General features: G+C 44.9%; 8 protein-coding genes. 2 read left to right on the top strand and 6 right to left on the bottom strand.

Going from position 1 to position 13,440, the window contains the following annotated elements; translation table 11 throughout:
- Positions 1 to 110: 110 nt before the first annotated feature.
- From NTX44_02045 to NTX44_02030, 4 genes are read right to left on the bottom strand one after another with little or no spacing between them, the layout of a single operon-like run.
- Complete coding sequence (locus NTX44_02045; GenBank protein MCX6120385.1) at positions 111 to 740, bottom strand: hypothetical protein; 630 nt, start codon at positions 738 to 740, stop codon at positions 111 to 113.
- Complete coding sequence (locus NTX44_02040; GenBank protein MCX6120384.1) at positions 712 to 1,320, bottom strand: hypothetical protein; 609 nt, start codon at positions 1,318 to 1,320, stop codon at positions 712 to 714. Before NTX44_02040 ends, NTX44_02045 begins: the two co-directional genes overlap by 29 nt.
- The gene (locus NTX44_02035) at positions 1,317 to 1,811 is read right to left on the bottom strand and encodes a hypothetical protein (protein MCX6120383.1); all 495 of its coding nucleotides are present in this window, start codon (positions 1,809 to 1,811) and stop codon (positions 1,317 to 1,319) included. The genes NTX44_02040 and NTX44_02035 overlap by 4 nt, the downstream gene beginning before the upstream one ends.
- Positions 1,812 to 1,819: 8 nt before the next feature.
- Entirely contained in the window at positions 1,820 to 7,471 is a 5,652-nt protein-coding gene (locus NTX44_02030) for a T9SS type A sorting domain-containing protein (protein ID MCX6120382.1), read from the bottom strand.
- A 628-nt stretch (positions 7,472 to 8,099) separates the two neighbouring features.
- On the opposite strand from NTX44_02030, the gene NTX44_02025 reads away from it, so the two are divergent.
- Both NTX44_02025 and NTX44_02020 read left to right on the top strand, forming a co-directional pair.
- Positions 8,100 to 8,915: a HAMP domain-containing sensor histidine kinase gene (locus tag NTX44_02025; protein ID MCX6120381.1), complete on the top strand. Its 816-nt coding sequence runs from the start codon at positions 8,100 to 8,102 to the stop codon at positions 8,913 to 8,915.
- Positions 8,916 to 8,957: 42 nt separating this feature from the next.
- Positions 8,958 to 10,337, top strand: coding sequence for a sigma-54 dependent transcriptional regulator (locus NTX44_02020; GenBank protein ID MCX6120380.1), 1,380 nt, complete (start codon positions 8,958 to 8,960; stop codon positions 10,335 to 10,337).
- A gap of 281 nt (positions 10,338 to 10,618) precedes the next feature.
- On the opposite strand, the gene gnd is transcribed toward NTX44_02020, so the two are convergent.
- Both gnd and NTX44_02010 read right to left on the bottom strand, forming a co-directional pair.
- A complete protein-coding gene (gnd, locus tag NTX44_02015; protein ID MCX6120379.1) occupies positions 10,619 to 12,076 on the bottom strand; it encodes a decarboxylating NADP(+)-dependent phosphogluconate dehydrogenase in 1,458 nt (485 codons plus the stop codon).
- 55 nt (positions 12,077 to 12,131) lie between these two features.
- A complete protein-coding gene (locus NTX44_02010) occupies positions 12,132 to 13,403 on the bottom strand; it encodes a lactate racemase domain-containing protein (GenBank protein ID MCX6120378.1) in 1,272 nt (423 codons plus the stop codon).
- Positions 13,404 to 13,440 lie beyond the last annotated feature (37 nt).

Genomic DNA, 13,440 nt, shown 5'->3' with positions numbered 1-13,440 from the left:
AACATACAATGAGACAGTTTTTTCGAAGTCCAGAGGTTAAAAAGTTGAAATGTTGAGTGGGTTTTATCGCTATTTGTTGCAGTATGAATCTATTAAGAGGATGGGCATTCTTACATATACTCAAGGGTTATAGTCGAGACCGGCAATGGGCCTTTATTTTTTATTGTGGCTTTCTGATGATGGACTAAGAAAAATGTATATGCGACAAAAAGTGGATCACTGAGTTTCATCGAACGCTTTAAAAGATTATTATTTCTTAATCTGAATTGCATAGAATTCCTGTTTGTGATTGTCGCCCGTGTGAAATAAGTCGTTCCATCATTTAAATAACCACAGTCAATTCGCATCGGATATACACTCTGTTTATTCTTTTCAAACAGCTCTGGATTTGTAAAGCTCAGAAGTACAGTTATATTTTCGTATGCTGAGATAGAGAATCCAAAATCGAGGCTCACGATATCTTCACCTCCGTTTTTTACTGAGACCAATTCATTCATGTGTGTTATATCTTCTGCAAACAGAATTTGCAAGTCGCCATCCATCCTCGTAATATTTATAGATGGCAAGACATTCAGCTTGATTTTCATCGAAGATTTTATTTGTGCCTGACTCTCACCCGACCATCCCGCGAACAATATCAACATGACTATCATAGCTTTAAATAAGCGAGCAGCAAAGCAATGCAATTGTTGATTTGTCAAAGCCATACTATCAATATGTTGTGTAATTAACGGATACATTGATTGTTCCAGTATATGATCCAGCATTCACATTACCCACAGGTCCGAGTTTTCCGTACAGAAATAGATATGCCGTTGCAGGTGGAGCTGTATATCCACCGTGTGCAGGAGTAGGAGGGGGGGCAGGTATACCCGCTGTCCTGCGAATCATCGGAAGCGTAATTGCAGTAAATCCTGCAGGAACTTCAACAGCATGCCCCTTTGCCGTGGCCGCATCGGCACTTCCGAGATTTGAATATGCAAAATTACAGATGAATGGTATCTGGCTGCTTGCTCCTGTTGTTAAGTACGTAGAAGCGAATATTGTTACCGTAATATCCCTTGTCGCATCTGCGTCAATTTTAATATACTGAGTTTCGTTGTCGGTCAATGCGATAGTGACTATAGTATTGCTATTGCTAACAATTACCGGTTGCTTTTCATTAAAGTTCAAAGTAGTAGCACTTGCGACCAGAGAAATTCCCTGAGAAGTTGTATAGGCACCAAAATTAATTTTTTGCGCTGCTCCAAAATGGACTCCAAATACAATCAACAGGATCAGCATTTCCCATCGTTTCAGTATGTGTGTAAGCGAGATCATAAAATGTATTCTACGTCGATTTTCAGTTCCATAGTATAATTACCGGGTATAATGTTTTCCAGACCGGAAAGCTGTCCTCCCACCCACAGATAATACAGTCCACCATCACTCAGCTTGACCTCATTTTTCTGCGTGAGAATAACCGATTTCTGCTGGACATTATCCGTACTTCCGCTAACATTGTAGGTGAAATAAAGTTGTGATTTGCCGTTTTCGTGCTGTAGAATCGATTGCTTTTCATTCGTAATCCGCACGAGACTATTCGGAGAACCAACGATTTTTATCTGTCCGGAATGCGAATCTCTTTGTGGATCCACGATGAGATCTGTCGGCGAGAGATTGCCAACCTCGAATTCCAAGTCCTTCATCACAATCAGATCTACATTGCCCACAACATTTGCGGAGGCAGTGATCTTCGTTACAACCTGAGTTGTCGTTTGTGCATCTGCAATGTAACCGATAAGCAAGCTGATCGCAAGTACATATATCAAGTATTTTATCATCTCAGCACGACCATTTTTTTAGTTTGTGTTTTTTCTGCTGCGGTCATTCTGCAGAAATAGACGCCGCTGGCAACGTTTGTTGCATTCCACAATACGACATGATTCCCGGCAGGATATTCCTGGTCGGTCACCGTGGCGACTCTTTGGCCCAGTATATTGAATACCAAGATCGCTACGCGAGACTTTGTCGGAATTGAAAACGAAATGTTCGTAGTGGGATTAAATGGATTCGGATAGTTCTGTGCCAATTGAGGAGAAGTCGGCAAATAGCCTGTCAAATCGCCGTTCGCCGAGATTACTAAGCGGAAACGGGATGCAGATGTGCTGCTCTTCGATAATTTGGCGTTGGGAACTTTCTGGACAACCGGCTGGGGCAATGCAAACATTGATTGTTGATTTGATGCAACACTGAATTTCTTTTGTAAAAGACTGCTGCCCGATGATATCAAGTCGGATGGTGTTGTGTATTGGAACGTCAACTCGCCCGCTTCTGTGATAGAGGTTGCCGTTCCGGTTGCGTCGTCCATGAGTAAGATGTTCCAGCCAGCCGGAAGCTGTCCGTCCCAATTCCAACGGAGTGTAAATGAGCCGCTCAGCGGTTGACCGCCAACTGTTCCACCAACGTACAATGGAAGTGCAAACGGTCGGGTATAACCCGTATCTGGTAAATTCTGGATCTGCATGGCAGGCTGGTTCGTTCCGGCGACAGAGTATAGTATTAAATAATTATTTGAGAGCGGGACCAGACTGAATGCATCGTATGGATCGTACGTCAACTTTCCACTTTGGCTGAACATCAAATATGCCTGCGTTTGAAATCCATTGGCAGAGAGCTCTAATCCGAGAATGGGCGTTGTTCCTGCGACACTTGTATCTGCTTTGCCAGATGTGTTTTTTTGAAGAGAGGCCAATTTAGCGATGTTCGTGTTTTTCTGTCCAGTGGAGACGGATGCCAACTTGCTATTACTTGATGCTATTTTTCCTAGGAACGCACCTCCGGATGTTTTTACATCGTTGTCGCATTTCAATGAAGGACTGGCAGCATTTGCTTTCACCCAAAACGCCTGAAACGGTGCGATCTTTCCGCTTCCAAGATTTCCCGTGGTGCCATTCCACGACTTGTAGCCACTGGTGGCTGGATCCCAAATATAAATTGTTCCATCCATATTCGTCTTTGTCCACCCTGAAGATGCATCCCAATTGATCGTGGATGGAGTCGGATTGCCAACCAGGTTCCAGCCATAATCGACTGCGTTCGTATCGACGAATGTTGTATCATGTGAGGTTGCAAATCGTGCAGTTGCTGTCACGCTGTAGTCAAATGCTGTAGGATCAAGCGGGTTTTCCGTCCCTGTGGTTGTCATCGTCAACGGAAGGACATCGCTGTAGTTGCTGGCTATATCGGGTCTGAGTGCACCATTAAATACAAAGTACATGTAACCCTTTCCCAGTGTGACAGCATCGGAATTGCCTGAGGGTTGTCTCCACGCCTGCAATGAAGTTCCTTGGCTTGTCTCATCCCACGACATGAGATTGGGCTGCAATGATGGATAACTCGATCCCGTAAAGCCCTGCGTCACAAAGGGATTTGCGAACATCGAGCCGACATTCACGTTGTTAGGAGCGGCGAGCATGCGCCACCCCTCGCTGCCGGTGATCTTGGTTCGTACCTGAAGCATCGGTGCGCTGCTCGTGAGGTTGACATAATTCGATCCTTCATCGAGTATAATTTTTCCGGATCCTTGCGTGCTAACTGTGCCGGAGTTGACAGTGAACCCTATGGTTAAGCCAACCTCAAGAGATGCTCCTGTGGCGACAGACCACGTAGCGGTTGTGAATGTGGTCGAGCTTCCCAGTGTGACAACGCCGTTGGTGTTGTTGATGGTAATGTTTGCACTCATCGAGGTCGGGAGTTCCGGACCTGTCGTTTGATTGCCGCTTCCTGCGTATTCGAGCCCGGCGCCCGCACCATAGGTCAGGCTGTTGCTTCCCAGCGGACCGAACGTGGCTGTTCCTTGCATCGAGAGCGTCGAACTAATGGTTGTGTTACCGCTAAGTGTCTTTATTCCACTTCCCGCCAAAGTCAACTTGTTGTAGGTTCCACTAATCACTGTTTGCGCACCTGATCCATCGTATTGCACGTTGCCACCCCACGTCTTGCCTGTCGGGATCGGGGCAGCGCTGGTCGAAGTGAGAACGGCGGTTCTAATTGTCCCGCTGTTCGTAAGCGTTGCAGACGTCAAAGCCAAGACAACTCCGGATCCGAAATTAAGAACATCGCCAGAAGTGACGATGAGGGCATTGCTCACCGTCAACGTTACCGAACCTGAAGTTGGCTGTAGGTTTACAGAGGAATTGCCTGAGAGGAGCAATCGCCCTATAGATTCGTTAGGCAAATCGGTGATTGTCACAGTTCCACCGCCACTAAACTGAATGACATCATTGGCTGCAGGAGTTGTTCTGGAGGGTGTCCAATTGGCCGCAGTAGTCCACGAAGCAGTACCGGTTTGATTCCATACGTAGATGACATAGGTAATCGTTGATACTGACTGAGTTCCTGTTCCACTTTTCACCGGGTTGCCACCCAACGTCGCCACGAATACGCCACTCCCTGCGGAGCTCGGCGCGGTCACCGTCGCGGTATACGTACCATTACTATTGTCCGTCACCGATCCGATCAACCCCGTGCCGGATGACAACGTAATCGTTACGGTCAATCCACCACTGGTCAGAAAATTTCCATTAGCGTCCTTCGCCGTCACAGTCAGCACCTGTGTGCTCACTCCATCAGCTGCGATGTTTGCACTCGTGGGCGTCAACGTCGATTGCGTTGCATCAGCAGCCCCGGGATTGACATTGAAGGTCGCCGTACCGGTCTTGCCTGATCCGGTGACGATGAATGTCATGCCCGTCCCTGCAACTGTCGGCGTCACACTCACGCCTGAGAGCACTCCTGAAGTAAATGCTGCGGAGGTGCCCGTAATCCCCGCCGTGCCACTGTAACTCACCGTGCTCGTGAAGCTCGTCACCGTGTTGTTGTTCACATCCTGTGCTGTCACTGTAACACCCGTGATCGCAGTCCCCGCCGTCTGTGGTGAGCCGATCGCCGAGAGCGCAAAATGATCCAACGCTCCTGGATTGACATTGAAGGTCGCAGTACCGGTTTTGCCTGATCCGGTAACGATGAATGTCATACCAGTCCCTGCAACCGTCGGCGTCACACTCACGCCTGAGAGTACTCCTGAAGTAAATGCTGTGGAGGTGCCCGTAATCCCCGCCGTGCCGCTGTAACTCACCGTGCTCGTGAAGCTCGTCACCGTGTTGTTGTTCACATCCTGTGCTGTCAGCGTAACACCAGTGATCGCGGTCCCTGCCGTCTGTGGTGAGCCGATCGCCGAGAGCGTAAAATGATCCAACGCCCCTGGATTGACCGTCAAACTCGAACTGGCCGGACCTGTCGTTGTCCCATCGCTCGCTGTAATTGTTGTTGTCTCTGCCTTCGTCAGCGTAGTGGCCAGTGTCGTCGTCGATTGGCCGTTGCTGAAACTCACAGCCGTCGTGTATGTCGGCGAGCCGCCCGGGCCTGTGTAGCTGATCGTCTTTGCACCGCTATACGAGGACAACGTGTTGAAGCCTGCGTCAGTCGCCGTGATCCGTACAATATTGAATGATGTGCCGGCCGTCTGCGCTGTCACCGTCCCTGAGTTGCCCGTTCCCGAAGTAAACGTCTCACCCGGCAGCGTAACCACCAGCTTCGATATCGTGCCGATGTTGATCGTCACGCTTCCCGATGTTCCAGTCTTGCTGTCTGCTGAAGTCGCGGTGAAGGTGCCTGCGCCTGTGTTGCCGATGTACTTCATGCCCAACGTCGTAAGGTTGGCCACACCCGAACTGAAATCCCCAGCACTTGTTAACTTGTTTCCACCCGAAAGACCCGAGACCGTACCTGTCAGCGGCGATACTGCAGCGATCGTCACATTGTTCGCTGAGAGATCGAACGCAGTGAAGGTGGCATTCAGGATATCCTGAGCCGTCAATGTGTTTGTACTCGTAAAGGCCGTACCGTTTATCTGTGGACTACTCAAAGAAAACACGAAGTGATCAAGTTGCTGTTCACCGATTGCAAAATCACCGAACATGGTCAGACCTGTTGCCTGAGTATTTGTCGCATTCTTCGTTCCGATCGTTGTTGTGGTCCAGGTTGAAGAACTGTAATTCCGGATAACAAAATTAGATGTATTCGCACCGCCAATGACATCGCCCGCAGCGAAATTCAAAGTCGCCGAGTAGTTGGTGAACGTAATGCCGGAATTGGTCAGGGTCCAATAGCGATTGACATCCTTTGATGAATTAATTCCGGATGTCGAAATGTTTGGATGCTGACCTGTTGTCGTATTGATTTTCAAGTTTCCGGCTACAGAAACACTGGCAAAAAGGGTCGTTACGGGCGTGTAGTTAGTTGCATCGCCGATGTCAAACGTTTTCGAGACATTCGTACCAGTCGCAATCGGAAGTTGCAAATTGCCGTAAACGTACATCCCTGAACCCGCACCGATGACTGAACCAGAAGATCCTATGACAACGTTATTTGCCCCTGTCGTAATCTTGCCGGAGGAAAACGTCAAGCTGTTAGTAATAGTCACCGAGCTGTTCAGGTTGACACCGTTGGAATTGTTGATGATGACACCACCGGTGCCGCTAAACGTTGCCGGAAACTCGGGTCCTGTCGTTTGAGTAGCTGATCCCTTGTATTGCAATGTTGCTGCTGTGCCGTATGTCGGGACGGCAGAGGCAGTAGCAGTACCCTCCATCGAAAGTATGCCGTTAACCGTAACGCCCGTTGTCGTCTTCGCACCGCTTCCATCGAGCGTTAGATTTGTGTACGTGGTTGGATAAACAGTTACAGGGCCCGCATATATATATTTTACAGTTGCACCTGTTCCGTTAAACGTCATGGTATTAGTTGGATTTGCTGAAAGATTGAATGGTGTAGCTCCACTCAACACAAGTATTCCGGTAGCCGCGCCATTTGCTGTAGTGAAAGTGGAAGTCGGCTTGGTAGCTCCCGAAGTAACTGCATTGACGGTTGTCACTGACCCGCCAACAGTTACAGTTCCACTCTGCAAATCAAAAGTCGGATTATTTACTTTGTTTCCAGTGCCATTGGCGTTGCCGTTAAGAATCAGGTTTCCATTTATTGTCAGATTGGATATTGTCGAGGTTAGAATATATGCATTGACAGCATTACCAGCAGCTGAAGTACCAGTAGAACATATATTAAGAGATGCGCAGATTAATGTCCCTGGTCCAGTTCCATCCTGAATTATAAAGGTACCATTTTTGGCGCCGTCAGGCAGACTCACGGCAGTTGTCACTGTAAGAGTAACTCCCGAATTGACAGCAAGAGTGCATACCACTGCTTGACTTCCAGTGGGGATTGATATAGAATTGCAGGTCCTGTTGCCATCTACCGTCAATGTGAACCCTTTACCGATCACAATGTCATCTGTGGCAGCTGGAATTGTTCCCCCCGGCCATGGAGCATTCGCAACCGTAGAACTCCAATTGCCACTGCCTCCAGTTGTAATGGTTGCAGCTCGGAGGTGAGCTGCTGTAAGCAGCAACCCGGCGATCAGGATGAGACGCAATATGTAAGTTCTCTTTCTCAATATTTAAATTTTAAAAATTTTCGTGTCATCTTAATGTATGTCATAAAAGCATTCGTGACCACCATTTGCACATGCAATAGCTGTCTACTTGAAATGTTTCGTGTACATACCTCCAGAAGTTTACACACAATACTTTTTCCAGAAGTGTTGTGTCCATCTTTTATATTTTCGGCATAGGTTAAAAATACATTTTAATAAGTTCTTGTTCCCCTATAAACTTTCCGAATTTCAATGAACTCAGATGATAAACTGCTTCATCGAGTTTTTGCTATACACATCTGCTCCTTTGATGACCAAGAAAGAATTAGTATCATTTTCTTGAAATCATCATTTGTTTAACCTATTTATTCATATAATTTATGTCAATCTACGTGCCATCAAAATTCCAGTTTTTTAGTATTTTTTAGGCATCAGAAGCATTTCTATGTGCAATATTGAGAATTGTGACTCAAAATGAGAAATGTCAATTTGTCGCTATTAGAAACGTTATTAATTATTATTTGACTTTTATGATACAATCGCGTATCATAATGATACAATTATAATAAATATAACATTTCTATTTAAGCGTTTTTTACAATATTTATAGGATTTCTACAAAGAATTTATGCTGGCATATAGATTGATAGATGTACGATGTTCATTATTAATCAATCGTCAAAAAATGCCCTTCAAAATGGAATCAATGGCAAATAGCGTCGAGAGTACGTTAGATGAGTCTGCTCATTTCGGAATTCAGAGGTTGAAGAGCCGAATTGTAAACCAGATTACACATGAATTTCGCACGCCCCTCACTTCAATCATTGGTTTCGCAGAGATGCTCAGCGAAGATATTCCGATCGATGAACATCAACGTGTGGAATATGCCAGTTATATTCGAAACGAGGGATTACGACTTACGAAACTTGTCGACGATCTTATTAGACTTGATTCTCTTGAACAAGGACAAGTTGATCTTCAGTTCAAGGAATCTGAAATTCAGGAAACAGTAAGAGATGCTATAAAACTTATTGCAGAAACAGCACTCACTAATTTCGTAAGCATTTCCGTAGAGATGCCAAATGAGCCTATCCTCTTAAAGATTGACCATGAAAAAATTGTCCATGCTCTCTATCAGTTGCTCCATAATGCCGTCCGATTCACAAAACATGATGGTCTTATAAATTTAAAAATAGAGGCGACAGATAGACATGTAGAAATCTCTATCCGTGACAGTGGTCCGGGAATTTTAACAAGAGATATACCATTTCTCTTTAGAAGATTTGGGAAGCTCTACCGTCCAGGCAAAGAAACGTGTGGCAGTGGAATTGGACTTGCAATCGTGAAATATATTGTTAATGGACACAATGGTGATATCTCCGTACAAAGCCAAGTCGGAGAAGGTTCAACCTTCACAATCCGAATTCCTATTCTTTCATGTTGATTCATCCGATTTTTTTCTTCGTACATAGAAATTAATCCGATAGTGAGTGCACAACGAATATATATTGTTGATGACGAACCCTCAATTGCAAAACTTCTTGAATTGTGGGTCGGGAAACGATGGGGGTACTCTGTCGAAGTTTTTGCTAATGGAAAGACTTTTCAGGATCGGTTTATAGAACCTCCCGACCTTGTCCTGTTGGACATTATGCTTCCAGACATAAATGGTATTGATTTATTGAAGGAGATCAAGCGGCGAAATCCTGAGATTCCGGTTATTATGCTTTCTGCTCAGGAAAGTATTGAAGTAGCTCTTAATACTCTCAAATTAGGTGCCGCTGATTATTTTAGTAAACCCATCGACTTACCAAAGCTTGAATTCGCAATAAAAAATGCTCTCAAACTTGCTGAATTATCACGTGAAGTAGAGAATTTGCAAGAAAGTGTCGGAGTACGCCTGCACTTCGACAACATAGTTTCACAGAGCGGTGAGATGCAAGATGTGTTCAAACTCGTAAACAAGGTCATTCATGTCGATATTTGTGTTCTCATATTAGGCGAAAGCGGTACTGGCAAGGAGCTCATCGCCCGCGCAATTCATTATAACGGCGAACGCCGAAGCGGTCCATTTGTCGTCGTGAACTGCGCTTCCATTCCTCATGATTTATTGGAGAGTGAGCTCTTTGGCCATGAGAAGGGTGCATTCACCGGTGCCATTCAACGACGAATTGGAAAATTTGAACAGGCAAATGGCGGGACAATTTTTTTAGATGAGATCGGCGAACTCGATCTCACACTGCAATCAAAAATACTGCGCGTTATTCAGGAAAGACAATTTGATCGAGTCGGTGGAAGTGAAACACTCACAACTGATGCACGGCTTATTTTCGCTACACATCGCAATCTTTGGGAAGAAGTGAAACAGAAAGTTTTCCGCGAGGATTTATATTACCGCATTTCGACATTTCCGATTATGCTTCCCCCACTCCGGCAGCGGAAATCGGATATTCTTATACTCGCAGATCATTTCTTAAAAACGCTTGGAAAAGAACTTGGGAAACCAAACATTCAATTCTCACGTAAGGCTCTCGACCTTCTTTACAATTACCCGTGGCCGGGTAATGTACGTGAATTAGAAAATGTCATTCAGCGCGGTCTGGTTTTGACAGAAGGACAGACACTTACGGAGCGGGAATTGCCGATCTTTATTCAGTCCTACGGTTCTGCTGAAACAGACATCAAACAAAGTTCCATCTTCCAAGAAAATCAAGGTACGATCATCCCATTTGAAAAAATCAAAGAAAATGCTGTTCAACAAGCTTTGAAGATTACAAACGGGAATATCGCAGAAGCTGCACAAAAGTTAAAAATCGGCCGTGCTACTTTGTATCGGCTTGTAGAAAAGTACAAAATTAAAGTTTAAAAAACTGCCTCTCAACAAATTCCACAGCATTTAATCTCCTTAGTATGAATTCCTGTCTGCAACATTTAGGAATGAGTTTATTTTTTGATGCCCCGCAAGCTGTGATCCATAAGATCAAAAAAGGAATAGATCCATTCCATTATTTCTGACAGCTTCGAATGAAATATAGATTTCATTTGTGCGTACAAATAAAAACCCCGACCATTGTTCAACAGTCGAGGTCAATAAAGGAAGTTGTATACTCTAGATCATTCTCTCTTCATACAGGAACAAAAGAGATATTACGCAATGTATGTTGATGAGGACGTATCACCACCTCGTCCTGTCCAGTTCGTATGGAAGAATTCGCCGCGCGGCTTGTCAATTCGTTCATACGTATGTGCGCCAAAGTAATCTCGCTGTGCCTGGAGAAGATTTGCTGGCAGACGCTTCTGCCGAAAACCGTCATAGAATGCTAACGAAGAACTCATTGACGGCATTGGAATTCCCACCTGTGCTGCTGTCGCGACAACCTTCCGCCATGATTCCTGACAGTTCGACATGATCTTTTTGAAGTACGGATCGAGAAGCAAATTGGTAAGTTCCGGATTCTTATCATATGCATCCTTGATTTTTCCAAGGAAGGTACTGCGAATAATACATCCGCCCCGCCATAGTAGTGCGATTCCGCCATAATTGAGGTCCCATTTGTACTCTTTTGCTGCTTCCTTCATCAACATATATCCCTGAGCATACGATGTCAATTTAGAGGCATACATTGCTTTACGGATATCTTCGACGAACTTTTTCTTCGTACCGCTGATTTTTTGCTTCGCCGGCCCTTTGAGGATTTTTGAAGCTCTCACACGTTCATCCTTGATCGCAGAGAGGCAACGTGCGAACACAGCTTCCGAAACCATTGTCATAGGGATTCCAAGATCGAGTGCAGAGACACTCGTCCACTTGCCTGTTCCTTTCTGACCGGCTGTATCAAGAATAGAATCGACAACATACTTTTTATTTTCATCTTTATAGTTGAGGATGTCGCGTGTAATTTCGATAAGATAGGACTTGAGTTCGCCTTCATTCCATTCTTTAAAAACATCAAACATTTCTTTATTGCTCATGCCCAGGCCTTCTTTCATCATCTGATAGCATTCGCAAATAAGCTGCATATCACCATACTCAATGCCATTGTGCACCATTTTCACAAAGTGACCGGCGCCATCGCTTCCTACCCAATCGCAGCATGGAGTACCATCTTCCACTTTCGCCGCAATCGCTTGGAAGATTGGCTTCACAACCGGCCAAGCTGCTGCTGAGCCGCCGGGCATAATGGAAGGACCTTTCAATGCACCTTCTTCGCCCCCGGAAACGCCTGTGCCGATAAACAACAAATTTTTGCTTTCCAGATATTTTGTTCTTCTGATTGTATCCGGGAAATGTGAATTACCACCGTCGATAATAATATCGCCCGATTCGAGGAATGGAATCAATTGCTCAATAAAGTCATCCACTGCTTTGCCTGCTTTCACCATGAGCATCACTTTACGCGGGCGTTTCAATGCATCAACAAGATCCTTCATCGAATGCGTTCCAATGAATTTCTTTCCAGCACCGCGTCCCTGGATAAATTTATCCACTTTCTCTACTGTTCGATTAAACACTGCAACAGTAAAACCTCGGCTTTCAACGTTGAGTACGAGATTCTCGCCCATCACTGCTAATCCAACTAATCCAAAATCAGCTTTTTGTTCCATTTTCTTTGTCCCCATCAGTAAGTTGTGAATGTTTCTATTTGAATCATATAAATGATTATTTGAATCGTCCCTCGTGCGCCCATAATCCCAATGCTGGATTTGAAATGTAGAATATTTTCTCTCCATCAGGCATGTTGTTAAAGCCATCTTTGAGTTTTTCAGGGTCGTACTTCCTCGTCATCTCATTCAACTCTGCATATTGAAAGTTGACACTTTCGATTTCCTGTTTCGTAAGATATCCGGGGCAATAAGTAATCGAGAAGCGCCTTTCTGATGAACCGTGAATCAAATGTGCCGCTGCACCGAGATTATTCTTTAAATCATCATTCTCTTTTACTAATTGCAGGACTTTTGGAGTTCCAACATATCCGTACTTACGTATAAGCATATCGATCTGTTTATCTTCCCCGAATTCTTTTAAGGCGGGAGCGAGTACTATCAACTCTCCCCCATCGGCAATGGCCATACGAGTACGATAGATACTCTTGTTTCCAAGCCAAGTGCTCTTAAATTCTGAAGGATCAAGATAGACAACAACTTTTTTCAACGGTTCATCGACCATCTGGAAGTTCACTTTGACCGACAATGCTGCGGCACAATTGAAGCATTCCATATCATCGCCAATAAACAAACCGCGCACCTTCAATTGACCGTCTGCACCTCGTGATACTACTGTTTGCACATATATGATCGGCAGGTGTTTAGCAAAACGATCAGATGCATAATTATAGACTCGGCGCACAGGATTATCTGCGCGGCCCATAATGCGTTCCATTCCATACACAGCTCCAAGGAAATGGCTTTTATTGATTCCCTCCGGCCCGCCGCACCCGACAAGAATATTTTTATTGTAATTCGCCATCCCAATAACTTCATGCGGTACAACCTGACCCAATGACAATATCAAATCATAATTTCCTTCAATCAGCAATTTGTTAACTTGTGCCTTCCACGCATAATCCAATCTCCCTTCCGACTGCTGATAAATAAACTCGGACGGAACTTCGCCAAGCGTTACAACATCTTTTCGCCAATCGTGTACTCGAAAAAGACTCAGCGGAGTGCTGCCAAACATCGTCTTGATTTCTTCCTCGGTCATAGCAGTATGTGTGCCAAGTGCAGGAAGAATGTCAGTCAAGTTCTCTTTGTAATATTCCCAAGCAAGCCTTGTGAGAATTCCTGCATGTGAATGGAAGCGAGTAAAATCAGGTGGAATGGCTAATACTTTTTTCTTCACACCTAATTTTAAAAACGCTTGAGTAAGTCCTTTTTTCAGATCTTCTTCGTAGAGAACGTCACGTTCCGAACCACGGCTATAGAGCAGCATAATATATTGTCCTTTTTCTCTCCACGTACAAAACACG

It is taken from the genome of Ignavibacteriales bacterium (assembly GCA_026390575.1).
Lineage (GTDB): Bacteria > Bacteroidota > Ignavibacteria > UBA10030 > UBA10030 > Fen-1298.
Note: the sequence above shows the minus strand (reverse complement) of the source record. Positions and strands in the feature narration are given on the sequence as shown.